Source organism: Streptomyces sp. P9-2 (assembly GCF_051903975.1).
Taxonomy (GTDB): domain Bacteria; phylum Actinomycetota; class Actinomycetes; order Streptomycetales; family Streptomycetaceae; genus Streptomyces; species Streptomyces cellulosae.
In genome coordinates this window covers 1,661,363-1,680,446 of sequence record NZ_CP192633.1, presented here as the reverse complement: position 1 = coordinate 1,680,446, position 19,084 = coordinate 1,661,363, and the positions used below count along the sequence as shown (strand labels likewise).

Sequence of the window (19,084 nt, the reverse complement as noted above, 5' to 3'; positions counted from 1 at the left end):
CCTCGTGTAGTTGTCGGCGGCCGGATACCGGAACCGGCCGGGGCCCGGGGGCCGCACCGGGGCGGGCCCTCCCGCCCGCGGTGGTGGACCAGTGTGGCAGGGTCCGGCCGGGCCGACATCCGCTAGACGCCGGTCCGGCCCCAGGAGTTCCTGGGTCCGGTCAGGACGACCCCTTCGGGTTGTGCGGTGGGTCTTGGGAAGGCTTTCCACCGGCCGCCAGTTCGAACTCCGCCCGAGGATGTTCGAGTGATCCGAGCGAGACGACCTCTCGCTTGAAGAGGCCCGCGAGCGTCCACTCCGCGGCCACGCGCGCCTTCCGGTTGAAGGTCGGCACCCGGCTGAGGTGGTAGGTCCGGTGCATGAACCAGGCGGGGTAGCCCTTCAGCTTGCGCCCGTAGATCTGTGCCACGCCTTTGTGCAGCCCCAGGGAGGCCACGGAACCGGCGTACGTGTGGGCGTACGTCTCCAGGGGCTCGCCGCGCAGGGAGTGGACGACGTTGTCACCGAGCACCCGGGCCTGGCGCAGGGCGTGCTGCGCGTTGGGGGCGCATTCACGGCCCTCCTCGCGCGCGGTGACGTCGGGTACGGCGGCGGCGTCGCCGGCGGCCCAGGCGTGGTTGACGCCCTCGACGGCCAGTTCGGCGGTACAGCGCAGCCGGCCCCGCTCGTTCAGGGGCAGGTCGGTGGCGGCGAGCACGGGGTGCGGTTTCACCCCGGCCGTCCACACGACGGTCCGCGTGGGGAACCGCGACCCGTCGCTCAGCACAGCGACACGATCCGCACAGGACTCCAGCCGCGTCTCAAGGCGCACATCGATGTTGCGCCGCCGCAGCTCGGTGACGGTGTAGCGCCCCATCTCCTCGCCTACCTCGGGCAGGATCCGGTCTGAGGCCTCCACCAGGATCCACTTCATGTCCTCCGGGCGGACGTTGTGGTAGTACCGCGTGGCGTAGCGGGCCATGTCCTCCAGCTCGCCGAGCGCCTCCACGCCCGCGTAGCCGCCGCCGACGAAGACGAACGTCAGGGCGGCGTCCCGCACGCCCGGATCACGCGTCGACGAGGCGATGTCCATCTGCTCGAGCACGTGGTTGCGCAGCCCGATGGCCTCTTCCACCGTCTTGAACCCGATGGCGTGGTCGGCGAGCCCCGGAATGGGCAAGGTACGCGCCACGGACCCCGGAGCGAGCACCAGCTCGTCGTACGCGATCCGCCGGCCGTCCGTGCCCTCCTCCTCGGTGGCCGGGGTGCGGACGGTGGCCGTGCGCGCGGCGTGGTCGACGGCCGTCGCCTCCCCGATGACGACGCGGCACCGGTCGAGGACACGACGCAGCGGTACGACGACATGACGAGGGGAAATGGCACCGGCGGCCGCTTCGGGCAGGAACGGCTGGTACGTCATGTACGGGTCCGGGGTGACGACCGTGATCTCGGCCTCGCCCCGCGCGAGCTCGCGTTTCAGTCTCCGCTGCAGGCGCAGGGCCGTGTACATCCCGACGTAGCCGCCGCCGACAACGAGAGTGCGCGCACGTTCCTTCACCCTCCCATGACGCACCTGTCGCTTCCGTTTGTCCACAGCCCCGACGAATTGTGTGACCGGAGATCGGCTCTGCCCGTGGTTGGCCGAATTACCGATCCAAGTCGGATCACCGCAGGTCACACCACATGATCGACACCCACGCACCGGCACATTCTGGACGTATACGACCCGTGCTCCGATCGAGGGGCGCTCCGTGCGGAACGTGCCCCTTCTGAATTGACCCCCTCTCAACTATGTTCATACGTCGACGGGGTGCAGGGGGATGTGCTCATCGGGTCCGCGACGGGCGGGACCGACAGGCCGGTCCCGTTTCCACGCCCCGGACGTCAATGGCGGGGAGAGTCTCCGGGGGGAGACGTCATTACCGGGGGATACACATGCATGTTCAGGACTCTCGATGGTCGTCCGCTGTCGCCTCTGGCGCGACGATGAGCGCCGCCTCCGGCGGGCGCCCGGACGGCACACGCACGACACCGCTGCGTGTCGACGCCCAGCGCAATCTGGAGCACGTGCTGCGCGCGGCGCGTGAGGTCTTCGGCGAGCTGGGGTACGGCGCGCCGATGGAGGACGTGGCGCGGCGGGCGCGGGTCGGCGTCGGCACGGTGTACCGGCGGTTCCCGAGCAAGGACGTGCTCGTCCGGCGCATCGCCGAGGAGGAGACGTCCCGGCTGACGGAGCAGGCGCGTGCGGCGCTGGGTCAGGAGGACGAGCCGTGGTCGGCGCTGTCGCGCTTCCTGCGCACGTCGGTCGCCTCCGGCGCGGGGCGGCTGCTGCCGCCGCAGGTGCTGCGGGTCGGCGTCGCGGAGGAGCGGGGGCTGTTGCCGCAGCAGCGGACGCAGCCGGCCGGTGAGCTGCGGCTGGTGTCCGAGGAACGGCGGGAGGACGACGGCGGGGCCGCCGAGTTGCTCGACGTGGTCGGGCAGTTGGTGGAGCGGGCTCGGGCGGCAGGGGAGTTGCGGGCGGACGTGTCGGTGTCCGACGTGCTGCTGGTGATAGCGACGGCTGCGCCGTCCCTGCCGGACGCGGCTCAGCAGGCAGCCGCGTCGGCTCGCCTCCTGGACATCCTCCTGGAGGGCCTCCGCAGCAGGCCTGCCTGACCTGCGGTCACTTTCAACTCGCGTGGGCTGGTTCCCGTACGGCACGGGGCCGGCCCTCGCGTGTTGCACCTGCGGTACTGGCAAGCACGCTGGGCGTAGGGGCGGGGACAACGCGTGTCGCACCTACGGTGCTGCGTGCACGCCCGGCGTGGGTGTGGGCCGGGGGTGTCGGCGCACCTGGCGCCAACAGGGCACCGCCGCGCCCACCCGCCCCCACTCTCGGCTTCGCTCGAGCGGGAGGTACCCCCATCGCCCTGGGGGCACCTCCCAAGCCCTTGAGGCACTGGGGGAGGCACGACTGCCCGCAGTTGGCGGGGGCCCCCGCCACCGATGTCCGGCTGGCCGCCCGCGGCGGGGAGGGGACGGGGTGGGGGTGGGCGCCCGCAGCGGCTGGCGCGTCCGCGCCCCGCACGTACAAACACGCACTCTCGCGCCAGACCGAGGACGACCACCCCCACCGCGGCCCCGCACCACCCACCACCCGCAGGCGCTACACCCGCCCCCACCGGACAGGGCGATGCGCCGCAGGCACCAGACCGCAACCCCCACCAGACGCCGGGGGGACCGAACCTCAGCTCCCACCGGACAGAACCCCGCGCCGCAGGCGCACCACCCCCCTCAGCGCGACCCCGCCGCCCCCGCCCCCAGCGCCCCCCTCTGCGGCGCGATCCCCCCAGGCACCGCCCTCTGCCGCGCGGGCGTCCCCGTCCAGCACGTCCCCCGCCTCGCCAGCAGGCGACGCAACCACACCTCCAGCGCCACCAGGTCCGCCAGCCCGTCCAGCGGCAGCGGCTCCCCCTCCGCCGCCCCCCGCAGCGCCTTCCGTACGACCCGGGCCTCCACCAGTCCCGCCTCCGCCAGCAGCGGCGTGTCGAACAGCGCGATCAGCGACCCCGCCGCCACCCGCAGCCCCGTCCGCGCGGCCACCGCCGATGTGGGGACCCCCGGCGCCCCCCACCCCGCCGGCAGCTCCCGCACCCCCGCGCCCTCCAGCACCGACCGCAGGATCGCCGCCCGCGCCCCCGGCCGTACCCGCAGCGCTTCCGGCAGGGCCCTGCACGCCCGCACCACCTGGTTGTCCAGGAACGGCGTGTGCAGCCGTTGCGAGCGGATCTCCGCCGCCTGTTCCAGCACCCGCACGTCCGCTGCATACCGCGCCAGCGCCGCCCGTGCCCGGAAGTCCCCCGGCCGCTGCCCGGGACCGACCTCCGAGCGCCAGGTCGACGCCTGGAGGCGAACCGATACTTCAGCCAGCGCCTCCCCGGTCAGCCACCGCGCCGCAGGCCCGGGGCGGCCCCAGGTCAGCGCGGCCAGAGAGGCGTCCGCGGCACCCCCGGGCCCGTCGTCGTCCAGCTTCTTGTGCAGCAGCCGCTGCGCGAGCGACTCCAGCCCCGCCCGATAAGGCGTCCGCGCCAGTCTCCGCGCCGCCGCGTACACCCGCGCCGGCACCATCACGGACCCGTCGGCCTTGGCCAAAGCGGCCACCGGCCGCACCAGATGCCGCCGCTTCCGGTCCATCAATAGATCAGCCAGCCGCGCCGGATGAGCGTCAAGCACCTGCTTGGCGCCGTACCCCGTGAAGTGGTCCGCGCTGCCCGCCGCCAGCCGCGCCCGGTGCCGCGCCGCGGCGACCAGCGAAGGGCCCGGCTCGTCCGTCAGCGGCACGTCCAGTTCGACGTACGGAAGGGTCGACTCCTCACCGGCGACCACCACGTGGTGCAGCCGGGGATTGGCGGCGAGTGCGCCCGCCCGCTCCAGCTCACCCTCGTCGCGCCCCCCTGCCCCGCCGGCGGCGAGGTCGTTGAAGGTGACGGCCAGCAGCCGCTCCCCCGCGCCGGTCCCGTGCCCCAGCACGGTGCCGGGTCTCCCGGGCAGCCCGGCTGCCAGCAAGGCGAGCGCCCCCGACGCCGGCCCCCCGGACAGATCCGCCCCGATCCCCGCCACCGGCGTCCCCCGCGCCGCACGCCGCTCCGCGGGCCCCATGCCCGGCACCGGCCCGGGGTCTATGTCGGCCCCGGGGACGTGCCGAGGCGCGGCGAGCCGCGTGCGCACCGCCTCCACCAGCGCGTCCCGCACGGCGTCCACCGCGTGCTCGGGGTCGGCGGGCGGGGCGGCGACGGCGAGGGAGGCGACGGGTTCGTACCCGGCGATCTCACGGGCCCCGGCGCGCAGGATCAGCGCGTGCCCCGGCGGAACGCGCTTCACGCCCTCGTACGGGGTGGAGTCCTGGAGCGCGGCGGGCACGTCGGGCGCCGCGAGCAGCGCGGCGAGGTGCCCGAAGTCGAGGTTGGCTTCTACGAGGTCGGCGAGCGGCAGGGCTGCGGTGGCGTAGGCGACGCCCCGTTCGAAGGGGGTGTAGAAGACGGGCCGGGCGCCGGCGAGGTCCCCGCACACGGTGATACGGCGTCCGACCTGGACGACGGCCGTGTAGCTGCCGGGCCAGGCGGTCAGATGGCGCAGGGCGCCGCCGCGCGCGGCGAACAGGGCGACACGGAGCTGTTCGTCGGTGGCGCCACAGGTGCCGAGGACGGCGATGCGGGTCTGTTCGTCGGCGGAGACCACCCGCACCTCGTCGGGGCGCCAGTCGCCGACCGCCCACAGCGGGTCGGGGTCGCCCCACAACGGGTGGGAGCCGACGGGCTGCAGGGTCTCACCGTCGACGCCGGTGGCGCCGGCGGAGCCGACGGGGCCGTGTCCCCCGGCCGCCGCGGCGGTGCTGCTCCATCCCACCAACCACCGCATCGCCGCCTCCACAAGCTGTGGACAACCAGTGCACCGTACGAACCGGCTCCCCATGCTGCCATGAAGGAGGCGCCCGGTAACGCTGCCGGAGCGGTGTGTGCTCCGTCGAATGCGCCCCGGCGGATACACCCACCCTCCGCGGGCGTTGAGCCCACGCACGCCCGAACACCCGCCCGAGACACGGAGATCGACATCCGGGCGGTCGCCGCCCACCAGGCCACTTCGACGCGAATGCGCCCCCGCAGCGCGCCCCCAAAACCACCAACGCGCCCTTAACTACCTGGATAGAAGCGCGGATACACCAAAACGGGTGGCGTCGATTTTCAGCCAAATCGGAGCGGTGAGATCACCCTCGAACACGCTCCGTACAGGCTGTGCGCACCACCGCGGCGCGTACGGTCCGGGAGGCGCAGCACGCCTCCCGGACCGATCCGCCGCCCGCGGGGATGAAGGCGACGGTGTTCCCCCAGCCCACTGGATCCAGTACAGCGGGCCGACCCACGCACCGACCATGGAACCGCTCCCGGGATGGCCGGAGAAGAGCGCACGGACGGGCGCACGGCCACACACCGGGAGCACGCCGCAACTGCGCGTATCGGACCCGTACTTCAGTACGGACCACAATCCCGCCATCCGGAAGAATGCCCCTTAACGCTTGGGATGCGGCGAACTACGCTGGGTTTACGAATGCCGCGTGGTTATGCCAGAGCGGCAGCCGTCTGTGTCGAGGGGTGGCGCATGTCCAGGGAGCAACGCGGGCCGAACGAAAAACTCGGCGCCGTTCTCGCCCTCGCGGGAATCAGCAACGCCGGCCTCGCGCGGCGCGTCAACGATCTTGGCGCCCAGCGGGGACTGACGCTTCGCTACGACAAGACGTCGGTGGCGCGCTGGGTGTCGAAGGGAATGGTGCCGCAGGGCGCCGCCCCGCACCTGATCGCGGCCGCCATCGGCCAGAAGCTGGGCCGCCCCGTGCCGCTGCACGAGATCGGGCTCGCGGACGCCGATCCCGCGCCCGAGGTGGGTCTCGCCTTCCCGCGCGACGTCGGCCAGGCGGTGAAGTCCGCGACGGAGCTGTACCGGCTGGACCTCGCGGGCCGCCGCGCCGGCTCCGGCGGCATCTGGCAGTCCCTCGCCGGTTCGTTCGCGGTGAGCGCGTACGCCACGCCCGCCTCACGGTGGCTGATAACCCCGGCCGACAGTTCGGTCGCGCGCGAGGCGAGCCCGTCCGACGGCTCCGGCGCACCGCTCAAAGTCGGCCACAGCGATGTGCGGAAACTGCGGGAGGCCGCGGAGGACGCCCGGCGCTGGGACTCCAAGTACGGCGGCGGCGACTGGCGTTCGTCGATGGTCCCCGAGTGCTTAAGGGTCGAGGCGGCGCCGCTGCTGCTCGGCTCCTACTCCGACGACGTCGGCCGCTCCCTCTTCGGCGCGGCGGCCGAACTCACCCGTCTCGCGGGCTGGATGGCGTTCGACACCGGCCAGCAGGAGGCGGCGCAGCGCTACTACATCCAGGCCCTGCGCCTGGCCCGTGCGGCGGCCGACGTGCCCCTCGGCGGGTACGTCCTCGCGTCGATGTCGCTCCAGGCGACGTACCGCGGCTTCGGCGACGAGGGCGTGGACCTCGCCCAGGCCGCGCTGGAGCGCAACCGCGGTCTGGCCACCGCCCGCACCCTGAGCTTCTTCCGCCTCGTCGAGGCACGCGCGCACGCACGCGCCGGGGACGCGCAGGCGGCCGGCGCCGCGCTGAAGTCGGCGGAGAGCTGGCTGGAGCGGTCCCGTCCCGGCGACAGCGACCCGAGCTGGCTCGGCTTCTACTCCTACGACCGTTTCGCCGCCGACGCCGCCGAGTGCTACCGCGACCTGAAGGCGCCCCGCCAGGTGCGCCGCTTCACCGAGCAGGCGCTGTCGAAGCCCACGGAGGAGTTCGTGCGCTCGCACGGGCTGCGCCTGGTGGTCTCCGCCGTCGCCGAACTGGAGTCCGGGAACCTGGACGCGGCCTGCGAGCAGGGCGTACGCGCCGTGGAGGTGGCGGGGCGCATCTCCTCCGCGCGCACCACGGAGTACGTCAAGGACCTGCTGCACCGGCTGGAGCCGTACGGCGACGAACCGCGCGTGGTCGAGCTGCGCGAGCGCGCCCGCCCGCTGCTGATGACCACGGCCTGACCCGTCCCGCCCCGCCCTTGGTTTGAAGCCGTTGTCAGTGGCGCAGTGCACTATCGACGCGGGAGGTGGCGCAGGTGGTGGCGGGGTCGTACGACTGTGACGTGGTGGTGATCGGCGGCGGGATCGTCGGCCTGTCGACGGCGTATGCCATCGGGCGGGCCGTCCCGGGCACGCGGGTGACCGTGCTGGAGAAGGAGCAGGACACGGCCCGGCACCAGACGGGCCGCAACAGCGGGGTGATCCACAGCGGCGTCTACTACCGCCCGGGCTCCCTGAAGGCGCGGTACGCGGTCTCGGGCGCGGCCGAGATGGTCAAGTTCTGCGCGGAGTACGACATCCCGCACGCGGTGACGGGCAAGCTGATCGTCGCCACGGAGCGGGAGGAGCTGCCCCGGCTGCACGCCCTGGTGCAGCGCGGCCGGGAGAACGGCCTGTCGGTGCGCGAGCTGTGCGGCGCGCAGATCGCGGAGTACGAGCCGGAGGTCGAGGGCCTCGCCGCGATCCACGTCGGCACCACCGGCATCTGCGACTACGGGGCGGTGGCCCGCCGGCTCGCGGAGGCGTCCGGCGCCGACGTGCGGCACGGCGCGGAGGTGGTCCGCATCGACCGCCGCCCCGACCGGGGCGTGGCCGTGCTGACGGCGGCCGGCGACATCGTGCGCGCCCGGATGCTGGTGAACTGCGCGGGACTGCACTGCGACCGGATCGCGCTGCTCACGGGCGACGAGCCGGACGCCCGCATCGTGCCCTTCCGCGGGGAGTACTACGAGCTGGCCCGCCCCGAACTGGTGCGCGGCCTGGTCTACCCGGTGCCGGACCCGGCGTTCCCGTTCCTCGGCGTCCACCTCACCCGGGGCACGGACGACAGCGTGCACGTGGGACCGAACGCGGTCCCGGCGCTGGCCCGCGAGGGGTACGACTGGCGGACGGTGCGGCCGCGCGAGCTGGGGGCGACCCTGGCCTGGCCGGGCTCCTGGCAGCTGGCCCGCCGCCACTGGCGGTACGGCGCCGGGGAGCTGCACCGCTCGCTGTCCAAGCCGGCCTTCGCGCGGGCGGTGCGGCGGCTGCTGCCCGCCGTGCGGGACGAGGACCTGGTGCCGACCGCGGCGGGGGTGCGGGCGCAGGCGGTGCTGCGCGACGGCACGCTGGTGGACGACTTCCTGATCCGGGAGGCGCCCCGCGCGGTGCACGTGCTGAACGCCCCGTCGCCCGCCGCGACCGCCTCGCTGCCGATCGGCCGGGAGATCGCCCGCCGGGCGCTGGCCGGCCTCGCCGAGAGCGAGCGGTGAGCGCGCGGGACGGAGCCGGTGACGGGAGCGGGCGTCGGGCCGGTGCGCGCGGCCGGGCGGCCGTGTGCGTCGTCCCCGTAAAATCGAGGGCACTGTGTCTGATTCCGTGATGAGCACCCCCGAAGCACCGCACGCCGAGCGGACCGCCGGCGAGCCGGCCCCCCGCGCCCGCGCGAAGGGGGAGCCGCGCTTCCCCGACGGCCCGAAGGCCGACCCCGCCGGGTCGCACTTCGAGCGCCGGATCCGCAGCTTCCAGCCCCGCCGCAGCCGCGTCACCGCGGGCCAGGCGGACGCGCTGCAGCGGCTGTGGCCGGTGTGGGGGCTCGACATCGACGGCAGCCGCCGGCTGGACCTGGCCGAGCTGTTCGGCAACGGCCGGCCGGTCGTCCTGGAGATCGGCTTCGGCATGGGCGAGGCCACCGCGGAGATGGCCGCCGCCGACCCGGGGACGAACATCCTCGCGGTGGACGTCCACACCCCCGGCCAGGGCCATCTGCTGCTCCTCGCCGAGGAGCGCGGGCTGACCAACGTGCGCGTGGCGAACGGCGACGCGATCATCCTGCTGCGCGAGATGCTCGCCCCGGACTCGCTGAGCGGGCTGCGTGTCTTCTTCCCCGACCCCTGGCCGAAGAAGCGGCACCACAAGCGGCGGCTGATCCAGCCCGAGTTCCTGACCCTGGCCTCGTCCCGCCTGGCGCCGGGCGCGCTCGTGCACTGCGCCACCGACTGGGAGCCGTACGCGGAGCAGATGCTCGAGGTGCTGACCGCGCACCCCGACTTCGAGAACACCCGGGAGGACGGCGGTTTCGCGCCGCGTCCCGAGTTCCGGCCGCTCACCCGTTTCGAGCGTCAGGGGCTGGACAAAGGTCATGTGGTGAACGACCTGCTCTTCCGCCGCGTACCGCACGACGACCGCGCCGGGCAGCGGGACGGGGGCGCCGCCTGACCTCCCCGACCCTCCTGAGCCGGCACGCAGCCCTGCCCCCTTCTCGTTAGGGTCGAATCCGTGGCCAGCAGCCCTCCGTATCCGCCGTACCCCGGCGCAGCTCCCGGCAGCACGCTGCGGCACCCGCACTGGTGGCGGCGCCCGGCGGTCCGCTACGGAGCGGTGGTCACCCTGCTGGCCCTGTCCGGTCTGGTGATCCTCGCGCTGGTACGGGAGCAGACGGGCACGCAGGGCTTCCTCGTCGGTCTGGGGCTTGCCGTGCTGCCGGTGCCGCTGCTGCTCGCGGCGTTCCGCTGGCTGGGGCGGGTGGAGCCGGGCCCCTGGCGGAACCTGCTGTTCGCCTTCGCCTGGGGCGCGTGCGCGGCGGCGCTGATCGCGATCGTGGCGAACAGCTTCGCCACCCGGTGGATAGCCACGACCACCGCCGACCCGGCCGGCGCCGACACCCTGGGCGCGACGGTCATAGCGCCGGTGGTGGAGGAGACGGCGAAGGCGGCGGCGGTGCTGCTGCTCTTCCTGTTCCGCAGACGCGACTTCCACGGGATCCTCGACGGCGTGGTGGCGGCCGGGTTCACCGCGACCGGTTTCGCGTTCACCGAGAACGTCCTCTACCTGGGCAACGCCTTCGGCACCGACCAGCTCACCGGCGGCAGCGGCATCGCCTCCGTCACGGCGGCGACCTTCTTCGTCCGCATCGTCATGTCGCCCTTCGCGCACCCCCTGTTCACCGTGCTCACCGGCATCGGCTTCGGCGCGGCCGCGCTGGCCGCCGACCGGCAGCGGGTGCGGCGTGTCCTCCTCCCCCTGGCCGGGCTGCTGCTCGCGATGGGCATGCACGCCCTGTGGAACGGCTCGGCCACGCTCGGCCAGTTCGGCTTCATCGCGGTGTACGGGGCGTTCATGGTGCCGACGTTCGGGCTGCTGACCTGGCTGGTGGTGTGGACGCGGCAGCGGGAGCTGCGGACGGTGCGCACGGAGCTGCCCGCGTACGCGGTGGCGGGCTGGCTGCGTCCGGCGGAGCCGTTCGCGCTGGGCTCGATGCGGGCGCGTCGCCTCGCCCGGAAGTTCGCCCGCGAGCACGGAGGGAAGCCCGCGGCCCGCGCGGTCACCCAGTACGAGGCGTACGCGACCCAGCTGGCGTTCCTGCGGAACCGGGGCCGCGCGGGGAAGGCGGGGGCGGACTTCGTGACGCGGGAGCGGGAGCTGCTGCTGGAGCTGTGGCGCCGGCGCGCGGCGGCCCGCCCCGCGCTGGAGCACGCGGCCCGGCTCACGGCGCCCCCGGTGCCGTACGGCGCGGGGTGGGCGTACGGGCCCATGCCCGCCGTGTGGCCGGCGCAGCCGCCGTACCCGGCGTACGGGGAGAACCCCTACCGCCGCTGAGGAAAGAACCCCGGACATACCGAACCGGCAGCCCTGACGTCGGGGGGTCGTCGTCGGGGCTGCCGGCGTTCACGGCGTCGGCGGCCGGGAGACGGCCGCCGGGTGGTTCAGATGGAAAGGCCCTTGCCGGCCAGCCAGGCGGCCGGGTCGACGCTGCCGGAGCCGGTGTGCACCTCGAGGTGGAGGTGGGCGCCGGTGACGTTGCCGGTGGCGCCGACGCGGCCGATCACGTCGCCGGTGTTGACCTTCTGGCCGACGCTGACGTTGATCGACGACTGGTGGGCGTACCAGACCTCGGTGCCGTCGTCGAGGGTGAGCACGGTCTTGTAGCCGTACGAGCCGTCCCAGCCGGCGGAGGTGATCGTGCCGGTGTGCACCGCCTTGATCAGGGTGCCGGTGGGGGCGGCGAAGTCGAGGCCCGTGTGGTAGCCGGAGGACCAGTAGGCGCCGGCCTGACCGAAGGTCGAGGTGATGGTGTACGAGGAGGTCGGCAGCGCGTACTGCTTGGCCAGCTCGGCGAGGCGCTCGGCCTCGGCCTTCTTCGCGGCCTCCTCCTCCGCCTTCTTCTTGGCGGCCTCGGCCTTCTCCTTGGCCTCCTTCTCCGCCTTGGCGGCGGCCTCGGCGGCCTCCTTCTCGGCGGCGGCGAGGGCGGCGGCCTGCGCCTTGTTCTGCGCCTGGCCCTGCTGCTGCTCGACCTGGGCCATGATGCGGGCGCGCAGCGCCTCGCCGGCGTCGGCGGCGCCCTCCTCGGCGCCCGCGTCGGCGGCGGCCATCCGGCCGATGTCGCTGAGGGGGGTGCTGGAGCCCTTCGGTGTTTCCTCGTCGGAGATGAGGGAACCCACGTTGGGCAGGTCGGGCATGGAGATGGAGACGGGCGGCTTGCCGGTCTGGGCGCTGGCCATGCCGCCGGCGCCGACGGCGGCTATGACGCCGACGCCCAGGACGGTGGAGCTGCGGGCGAGTCCGCCTCCGCGCTGCTTGGCGACGCGGTGCCGGCCGCGCACGGGCCGGACGGACTCCGCGGTGGGGTTCCACTCCTCGAAGGGGCCCTCTTCGGCGCCGGGGGCGCCGTAGGCGAAGGTGTCGCTCGGCTTGAACGGGGCCTCGGGGGCAGGCGGGTTGGACGCCACGTGGGCGCGCTCCTTTCCTTCCTTCTTCGCCTACCGGGTTAGCTGACGGGTTCGGAGCAGGAAGGTCTCCTACGCGCGTATACGAACCGTGTTCCCACGGCGGTATCCGCCCGATTCACCCCATGGTGGTGGTTCCCCGGTTCCCTTGCGGGATTCGGCGCGTGCGCACGGAGCCGACTTCTGTGACGGCTGGGACGACCGCGCTGCGTTATCGAACGTTAATAGACGCGGGGGCCGGATTCCAAGCCGTTCCTCTTGATCGTTAACGATTTCCGCACGGACTTAAGCACCATGAGCGGGCGAAAACGGGCGAGTTGACCGGGCGTCCGACGACCCGTCGAATCTGACGGTGCCTCAGTTGTTATGCGCTGCGGCGCCGTTCGCTCACTGTGCGTGAAAGGCGGGGCGGCGGTGGTGTCGTGGAGAAACACCGAGGGCCGGAACCCTTTCGGATTCCGGCCCTCGGCCTTCAGTAGCGGGGACAGGATTTGAACCTGCGACCTCTGGGTTATGAGCCCAGCGAGCTACCGAGCTGCTCCACCCCGCGTCGGTGAACACCAGTGTACGGCATCCGCGGGGTGCTCCGCACATCCCTTCCCTGTGGGTGCGTTCAACCGCCCAGCAGGTGCGCGTTCGGCGCTTTCGCAAGCTGCTCGAACTCCGGCAGCACCACCACCGTGGCGCCCCCCTCGGCCAGTACGGCGCTGCCGTCGGCGTCCGTCACGAAGGTGTCCGGCTCCCGCCAGGCGGTGACCACCCGGCGCACCCCCGCGTCCAGGATCAGCCGCGCGCAGGGCGCCGGCCGGGACGCGCGGCGGGCGCACGGCTCCAGGCTGGAGTAGACGGTGGCGCCGGCCAGCCGCGGGTCGGTGGGGTCGGCCTTGGCGAGCGCGGCCTCCTCCGCGTGCACCACGGGGTCGTCGCCCTCACGGGAGTGGCCCCGCGCCAGCTCGGTGCCGTCGGCGGCGACCACGACCGCGCCGACGCTGAACGCGGTCTCGGAGGGCGGGCACCGGGCGGCCAGCTCGCAGGCGAGGGCGAGCCAGTGGCGGTCGGCGGCGGACGGCAGCGGACCGGTGCCCGGCGCGGTGGGCTCGTAGCGCATCAGGACGACGTCGCCGATCGGCCGGGTCTCGACCAGGCGCAGCCGTCCGCCCTGGTAGGCGCCGGGGCCGAACAGGCGGGGGGCGTCCGGGTCGCCGACGAACAGCGGGGCGAGGACGAGCTGGATCTCGTCGGCGAGGCCCTCGGTCATCAGCTGGGTGTGGATCCGCCCGCCGCCCTCCACCATCAGCCGCCGCACCCCGCGCGCGTCGTGCAGGTGCTCCAGCACCCGCCGCCAGTCCAGGGCGTCGCCGAGCGGCACGACGTCGGCGGCGATGCCCAGGGCGCGGGCCCGTTCGGCGCCCTTGTCGGTGGTGTAGAGCACCTTCTCGCCGCCGGTGTGCCAGAAGCGGGCCGTCGGGTCGAGGTCGCCGGAACCGCTCACCGTGACCTTCAGCGGGTACTCCGGCAGGCCGTCGGCGACCCGGGCGGCGCGGCGCCCGGGCGAGTTGACCAGCAGCCGGGGGTTGTCGGCGCGGATCGTGCCGGCGCCGACCAGGATGGCGTCCACGGACGCCCGTACCTCGTCGACCCGGTCGAAGTCGGCCGGGCTCGACAGCAGCAGCCGCTCCGGGCCGGTGTCGTCCAGGTAGCCGTCGAGGGAGACGGCGGCGGACAGCAGGACGTGCGGGTACGGCATCGGCGGGCTCTCCCGGGTGCGGGCGGCGGCGGGACCGCTGCGCGGTCCGTCCCCAGTCTGGCAACCCGTGCGGCCGGGGGCGGAGGTCAGGGCTCGATCAGGCCGACCCGGATCGCGTACCGGGTGAGCTCCAGGCGGTCCTTCAGGCCCAGCTTGGCGAGCAGGTTGGCGCGGTGCCGCTCCACCGTCTTGGGGCTGATCACCAGCATGTCCGCGATCTGCTGGGAGGTGTGGCCCTCGGCGACGAGCTTGAGGATCTGCTCCTCGCGGTCGGTGATGGCCTTCGCGGGCAGGGTCCGGCCCTCCCGCGCGAGGTCCAGGTAGTTGTGGATGAGGGCGTTGACCGCCCCCGGGTAGAGGAAGGGCTCGCCGCGCATGGTGGCGTGGCAGGCCTGCACGAGGTCCTGGTCGGCGACCGACTTCAGGACGTAGCCGGAGGCCCCGGCGGCCAGCGCCTCGAAGAAGAACTGCTCGTTGTCGTACATGGTCAGCACGAGGATCCGGGTCTCCGGCAGGGTGCGGGAGAGTTCACGGGCCGCCTGGAGACCGGTCAGGCGCGGCATGGCGATGTCGAGGATGGCCAGGTCGGGGCGGTGCTCGCGGGCCAGTTCGAGGGCTTCGGCGCCGTCGGCGGCCTCCGCCACCACGGTCAGGTCCGGTTCGCCGTCCAGGATGAGACGGACCCCCCGGCGGACCAGCGCGTGGTCGTCGGCGAGGAGGATACGGGTGGGGGAGGCGTCGGTCATGGTTCAGCGTTTCCGGTCGGTGGACGTCGGTCACGGGGGCGGCGCGTGCGCGGGCGCGGAGCCGCGCACGACGGCCGGGGTGGTCGAGGGGACGGACTTGCGCACGGGCCGTACGGGGACGAGCGCGTGCGCGGGGAAGCGCGCGGGGACGGGCACGGCGAGCCGCAGCTCGGTGCCACCGCCCGCGCGGGGCTCCACGGTCAGTTCGGCGCCCACCAGCAGCGCCCGCTCCCGCATGCCGCGGATGCCGGCGCCCTCGTCGGCACCGCCGATGCCGCGGCCGTCGTCGCGGACCCGCAGCTCGACCCCGCCGGGCGTGCGGCGCAGGGCCAGCTCGGCGCGGCGCGCCCTCGCGTGCCGCGCCACGTTGGTGAGGCCCTCCTGCGCGACCCGGTAGAGCACCAGCTCCGACTCGCGGTCCAGCTCGGGCAGGTCGGGGTCGAGGCAGTGCTGCACGGACAGCCCGGGGCCGCCGAACTCGGTGGCGAGAGCCCTGAGGGCGCTGGCCAGGCCCAGTTCGTCCAGCACGCCGGGGCGCAGCCGGCGGGCGATCCACCGGATCTCCTCCAGGGAGGCGCGGGTGGTCTCCTGCACCTGGCGGAGCTCGTCGCCGAGCTCCGCGGGGGCGTGGTCGGCGGCCCGCTTCAGCTGGAGCAGCACGGCGGTCAGCGACTGGCCGACCTCGTCGTGCAGCTCACGCGCGATACGGCGGCGCTCCGCCTCCTGCGCGGACAGGGCGCGTGCGCTGCTGGTGGCCCGCTCGTCCTCGAGCCGGTCGAGCATCGTGTTGTACGTGGTGATCAGCTCGGCGATCTCCCCGCGCCCGCCGACCGCGGTCCGGTGCCCGGGACGCAGCAGGTCGGTGGTGTTCATGGCGCGGGTGAGGCGCTGCAGCGGGGCGAGTCCCACGCGCAGCAGCAGGGCGTTGGCGACGAGCATCGCCGCCAGGCCCACGGTGAGCACGGCCGCCTCGGTGAGCAGCACGGGCGTGGACACCGTGACGGGTCCGAGGAGCAGGGCGGTGGCGACGATCAGCACGACGGCGTTCAGCAGGAAGATGCGCCAGAACAGAGGCACCCGGTTCCGCCTCCTCGCCGTCGGTACGCTCAAGGCCCCGACAGCCCGCGGCCGGGGGCGCGGCGCGGGCCGTCACCGTCCAGCCTCCGCTCCCGCGCGGGGCGGCGCCATCGGTGACAGTCCCCATTTTCCGGGCGTGGGCGGACCCGGGGCCACGGTGCCGTGCGTACCGGTCCCCCGGGGAGTTGGGGGGCGCGACGGATGGTTCCGGCCGTGCGCCCCGGGCGACCCTGGAGGCACCGTACCGGGCGGGTGACGACCTCGGCGCACGGGCAAACTCCTGGACATCGGCCCGAGTTCGCGGCATGCCGGCGGTTCGCGCACGTCCCGGTGCTCGGAGCGACGGCCGTCGACGGTGTGACCGGACGGCCACCTTCTGGGAAGGAGGAGCCGTGCCCCAGTCCGACGACGACCGCCTGGTCGACCTCGCGGCCCGACTCGAGCACGAGGACCCCCGTTTCGCCCGCTCCCTCGCCGCCGGCCGCCCGACGCGCCCGCGCGAGTACCGGCGGACCCGTGCCTGGTGGGTGCTGGTCGCGGGGCTGGGCATGCTGGTCGCGGGCATCGTCGTCCCCGACGGGCTGCTGATCGCGGCCGGCCTGGTGACCAGCGGCATCGGCGTGCAGCTCATCGACCCCTACCGGCGTCCTGACGAGGACGACGCCCGACGCCCGTCACCCCGCTGACCCGCCCCCTTCCGGGAACGCGAACGGCGCCCGTACCGGTCTGGCCGGTATGGGCGCCGTTCGCGCGCGCGTCGGGGTGCTTCCCCTCCCGCGGGAGGTAGGCCCTGTGGGACTCGAACCCACAACCAATGGATTAAAAGTCCACTGCTCTGCCAATTGAGCTAAGGGCCCCTGGCGATGTTGCCTCCCCGAGCATAGCCGGACGCGGGCGGGGAGCCGATCGGGTATCGGGCAGGCGCGTGGCGGTCACCGGGGGCACACAGGCGCGAGGGCCCGCGCGACGGTTGTCGCGCGGGCCCTCGGCGGTCACTTCGGTGAGGCGGTGTCAGCCGTTGCGCTTCCAGCGCGGCTTGTCCTCGCGGCGCTGGAACGAGCCGCCGCCGCGGTGGTCGTCACGACGACCGTAGGGGCGGTCGTGGCTGCCGGAGCGGAAGCCCGGGCGGTCGCCCTGACGGTCGCGGTTGAACGGGCGGTCGCTGCCCCGGTGGCCGGGACGGTCGTCGCGGCGGAAGCCGCCGCGGTCGCCGCCGTCACGGCGCTCGAAGGAACGGCCACCGCGGTCACCGCCACGGTCGTCACGGCGCTCGAAGGAGCGGCCGCCACGGTCGTCGCGTCGGTCGTCGCGTCGGTCGTCCCGGCGGTCGTCACGACGGAAGCCGCCACGGTCGCCACCACGGTCACGGTTGAAGTTCCCGCGGTCGCCGCGGTCGTCACGGCGGAACCCACCGCGGTCACCGCCACGGTCGTCACGGCGCTCGAAGGAACGCCCGCCACGGTCACCGCCGCGGTCGTCACGACGGAAGCCGCCACGGTCGCCACCACGGTCACGGTTGAAGCCGCCACGGTCGCCACGGTCGTCGCGACGGAACCCGCCGCGGTCGCCGCCACGGTCGTCACGGCGGAAGTTGCCGCGGTCACCGCGGTCGTCACGGCGGAACCCGCCACGGTCGTCCCGGTCGTCCCGCCGCTCACGCCGCTCGTACGGGGCCGAGGCCGCCGGGCGCTCGGCGCGCTCGGTCCGCTCGACGTCCCGCGCGGTCGGCTGCTCCGGCAGCGTCGCCTCGGCCTCGGCCACCACGGCGGCCGCCTCGGCGATCACGGCCTGCGGGTCGTCGCCCCGCTCACGCGCGGCGCGGGCCAGCAGCCGGTCGGCCTCCTCACGCAGCTCGGTGGCACGGCGCTGGGCGCGCTCCAGCTCCTTGGTGAGCTGGGCGACCTCGCGCTCGGCCTGCTGCGCGGCGTTGCCGGCGGACTCGGCCTGCACCTCGGTCATGGACCGGGCGCCGGTGATCTCGGCGACCTCCGGGTCGAAGGCCGCGCCCCCCTGGATGATGTGGCGCGTGGCGTCGACGCCCGCGTCCTCCATCAGGCGGAAGATCTGGCGCCGCTGGTGCGGCAGCGACAGGGAGACGACCGTGCCGGTGCGTCCGGCGCGCGCGGTGCGGCCGGCGCGGTGCAGGTAGTCCTTGTGGTCGCCGGCCGGGTCGACGTTCAGCACCAGGTCGATGCCGTCGACGTGGATGCCGCGGGCGGCGACGTCGGTGGCGACCAGGACGTTGACGTAGCCGTCCTTGAAGTCGGCGAGGGTGCGGGTACGGGCGCCCTGGGTCATGCCGCCGTGCAGCGCCTCGGCCTTCACGCCGGAGTCGCGCAGCTGCTCGGCGACGCGGTCGGCGCCGAGCTGGGTGCGGACGAAGATGATGGTGCGGCCCTTGCGGGAGGCGATGGCCGCGGTGACCGGCGCCTTGTCCTTGGGCTTCACGACGAGGATGTGGTGCGACATGGTCGTCACCGCGCCCTGTGCCGCGTCCACCTCGTGCGACACCGGGGAGTCGAGGTAGCGGTCGACGAGGGTCTTGATCTCGTTCTCCATGGTGGCGGAGAAGAGCATGCGCTGACCGCCCGCGGGAACCTGGTCGAGCAGCTCCGTCACCTCGGGCATGAAGCCGAGGTCGGACATCTGGTCGGCCTCGTCGAGGACCGCGATCTCCACGTTCGCAAGCGAGCAGGCGCCTCGGTTGATGATGTCGCGCAGGCGGCCCGGGGTGGCGACGAGGACGTCGACGCCGCGCTCGAGGGCGTAGATCTGGTTGCCCATGGAGGTGCCGCCGCAGACGACCTTCATCTTGAGGCCGAGGACGTCGCCGTAGGGCTGGAGGGCGTCGGCCACCTGCATGGCCAGCTCGCGGGTCGGCGTCAGGATGACCGCGCGCGGCTTGTGCTTCTCGGTGCGGCCGCCGGCGAGCTGCGCCAGGGTCGGCAGACCGAAGGAGAGGGTCTTGCCGGAGCCGGTGCGGCCACGGCCGAGGATGTCCTTGCCGGCCAGGGCGTCCGGGATGGTCGCGGCCTGGATCGGGAAGGGGGTGGTCACGCCGTTCTGCGCGAGCTTGCGCACGACGCCCTCGGGCAGACCGAGGGAGGCGAAGGTGATCTCGGGGGCCGCCGTCTCGACGGCGGCGGTGGTGTCGGTGTCCTCGGTGTTCTCGGGCACGACGACGTGATCAGTACTGGCGATGGGCATACGAATGCGAAACCTTCCGGAGTCTC

Annotated in this window: 13 protein-coding genes, 2 tRNA genes and 1 riboswitch; of the genes, 6 read left to right on the top strand and 9 right to left on the bottom strand. The window is 73.7% G+C overall.

Annotation, left to right across the window (positions count from 1 at the left end; translation table 11 throughout):
* Nucleotides 1-160 precede the first annotated feature (160 nt).
* Complete coding sequence (locus ACQY0Z_RS07910; RefSeq protein WP_439812013.1) at nucleotides 161-1,537, bottom strand: NAD(P)/FAD-dependent oxidoreductase; 1,377 nt, start codon at nucleotides 1,535-1,537, stop codon at nucleotides 161-163.
* Nucleotides 1,538-1,914: 377 nt separating this feature from the next.
* Here ACQY0Z_RS07910 and ACQY0Z_RS07905 point away from each other — a divergent pair, with 377 nt between their 5' ends.
* Entirely contained in the window at nucleotides 1,915-2,634 is a 720-nt protein-coding gene (locus ACQY0Z_RS07905) for a TetR family transcriptional regulator (RefSeq protein WP_189897333.1), read from the top strand.
* 618 nt (nucleotides 2,635-3,252) lie between these two features.
* On the opposite strand, the gene ACQY0Z_RS07900 is transcribed toward ACQY0Z_RS07905, so the two are convergent.
* Nucleotides 3,253-5,376 (bottom strand): asparagine synthase-related protein, encoded by a 2,124-nt coding sequence (locus ACQY0Z_RS07900; RefSeq protein ID WP_347226097.1) that lies wholly within the window; start codon nucleotides 5,374-5,376, stop codon nucleotides 3,253-3,255.
* 738 nt (nucleotides 5,377-6,114) lie between these two features.
* On the opposite strand from ACQY0Z_RS07900, the gene ACQY0Z_RS07895 reads away from it, so the two are divergent.
* The 4 genes from ACQY0Z_RS07895 to ACQY0Z_RS07880 all read left to right on the top strand — a co-directional run bounded on the left by ACQY0Z_RS07895 (nucleotide 6,115) and on the right by ACQY0Z_RS07880 (nucleotide 11,154).
* Nucleotides 6,115-7,539, top strand: coding sequence for an MFS transporter (locus ACQY0Z_RS07895; protein ID WP_189897330.1), 1,425 nt, complete (start codon nucleotides 6,115-6,117; stop codon nucleotides 7,537-7,539).
* 65 nt (nucleotides 7,540-7,604) lie between these two features.
* Nucleotides 7,605-8,828, top strand: a complete 1,224-nt coding sequence (gene lhgO, locus ACQY0Z_RS07890) for an L-2-hydroxyglutarate oxidase (protein WP_347226098.1) — start codon at nucleotides 7,605-7,607, stop codon at nucleotides 8,826-8,828.
* 109 nt (nucleotides 8,829-8,937) lie between these two features.
* On the top strand, nucleotides 8,938-9,774 hold the full coding sequence (gene trmB / locus ACQY0Z_RS07885; RefSeq protein ID WP_439812012.1) for a tRNA (guanosine(46)-N7)-methyltransferase TrmB: 837 nt from the start codon (nucleotides 8,938-8,940) through the stop codon (nucleotides 9,772-9,774).
* A gap of 60 nt (nucleotides 9,775-9,834) precedes the next feature.
* A complete protein-coding gene (locus ACQY0Z_RS07880; protein WP_254587789.1) occupies nucleotides 9,835-11,154 on the top strand; it encodes a PrsW family intramembrane metalloprotease in 1,320 nt (439 codons plus the stop codon).
* Between the two features lie 107 nt (nucleotides 11,155-11,261).
* On the opposite strand, the gene ACQY0Z_RS07875 is transcribed toward ACQY0Z_RS07880, so the two are convergent.
* The 5 genes from ACQY0Z_RS07875 to ACQY0Z_RS07855 all read right to left on the bottom strand — a co-directional run bounded on the left by ACQY0Z_RS07875 (nucleotide 11,262) and on the right by ACQY0Z_RS07855 (nucleotide 15,851).
* Entirely contained in the window at nucleotides 11,262-12,284 is a 1,023-nt protein-coding gene (locus ACQY0Z_RS07875; RefSeq protein ID WP_189897323.1) for a M23 family metallopeptidase, read from the bottom strand.
* Between the two features lie 12 nt (nucleotides 12,285-12,296).
* Nucleotides 12,297-12,454: riboswitch (cyclic di-AMP (ydaO/yuaA leader) on the bottom strand.
* Nucleotides 12,455-12,757: 303 nt separating this feature from the next.
* Nucleotides 12,758-12,831, bottom strand: a tRNA-Met gene (locus ACQY0Z_RS07870).
* 63 nt (nucleotides 12,832-12,894) lie between these two features.
* A complete protein-coding gene (locus tag ACQY0Z_RS07865; RefSeq protein ID WP_189897321.1) occupies nucleotides 12,895-14,028 on the bottom strand; it encodes a dihydrofolate reductase family protein in 1,134 nt (377 codons plus the stop codon).
* An 86-nt stretch (nucleotides 14,029-14,114) separates the two neighbouring features.
* Nucleotides 14,115-14,774, bottom strand: a complete 660-nt coding sequence (locus ACQY0Z_RS07860) for a response regulator (RefSeq protein ID WP_189897320.1) — start codon at nucleotides 14,772-14,774, stop codon at nucleotides 14,115-14,117.
* A gap of 30 nt (nucleotides 14,775-14,804) precedes the next feature.
* Nucleotides 14,805-15,851, bottom strand: coding sequence for a HAMP domain-containing sensor histidine kinase (locus ACQY0Z_RS07855; RefSeq protein ID WP_189897318.1), 1,047 nt, complete (start codon nucleotides 15,849-15,851; stop codon nucleotides 14,805-14,807).
* Nucleotides 15,852-16,243: 392 nt separating this feature from the next.
* Here ACQY0Z_RS07855 and ACQY0Z_RS07850 point away from each other — a divergent pair, with 392 nt between their 5' ends.
* On the top strand, nucleotides 16,244-16,537 hold the full coding sequence (locus ACQY0Z_RS07850) for a DUF3040 domain-containing protein (RefSeq protein ID WP_189897317.1): 294 nt from the start codon (nucleotides 16,244-16,246) through the stop codon (nucleotides 16,535-16,537).
* A 98-nt stretch (nucleotides 16,538-16,635) separates the two neighbouring features.
* Here ACQY0Z_RS07850 and ACQY0Z_RS07845 read toward each other — a convergent pair.
* Together ACQY0Z_RS07845 and ACQY0Z_RS07840 are read right to left on the bottom strand one after the other, a co-directional pair.
* Nucleotides 16,636-16,708 (bottom strand) — tRNA-Lys (locus ACQY0Z_RS07845).
* Nucleotides 16,709-16,862: 154 nt separating this feature from the next.
* Complete coding sequence (locus tag ACQY0Z_RS07840) at nucleotides 16,863-19,058, bottom strand: DEAD/DEAH box helicase (RefSeq protein WP_439812011.1); 2,196 nt, start codon at nucleotides 19,056-19,058, stop codon at nucleotides 16,863-16,865.
* Nucleotides 19,059-19,084 lie beyond the last annotated feature (26 nt).

Excerpts from the sequence above, each read along its gene's own strand:
- ACQY0Z_RS07905 (WP_189897333.1), top strand. The coding sequence starts at position 1,915 with ATGCATGTTCAGGACTCTCGATGGTCGTCCGCTGTCGCCTCTGGCGCG.
- ACQY0Z_RS07900 (WP_347226097.1), bottom strand. The coding sequence starts at position 5,376 with ATGCGGTGGTTGGTGGGATGGAGCAGCACCGCCGCGGCGGCCGGGGGA.
- ACQY0Z_RS07895 (WP_189897330.1), top strand. The coding sequence starts at position 6,115 with ATGTCCAGGGAGCAACGCGGGCCGAACGAAAAACTCGGCGCCGTTCTC.
- trmB (WP_439812012.1), top strand. The coding sequence starts at position 8,938 with ATGAGCACCCCCGAAGCACCGCACGCCGAGCGGACCGCCGGCGAGCCG.
- ACQY0Z_RS07865 (WP_189897321.1), bottom strand. The coding sequence starts at position 14,028 with ATGCCGTACCCGCACGTCCTGCTGTCCGCCGCCGTCTCCCTCGACGGC.
- ACQY0Z_RS07860 (WP_189897320.1), bottom strand. The coding sequence starts at position 14,774 with ATGACCGACGCCTCCCCCACCCGTATCCTCCTCGCCGACGACCACGCG.
- ACQY0Z_RS07840 (WP_439812011.1), bottom strand. The coding sequence starts at position 19,058 with ATGCCCATCGCCAGTACTGATCACGTCGTCGTGCCCGAGAACACCGAG.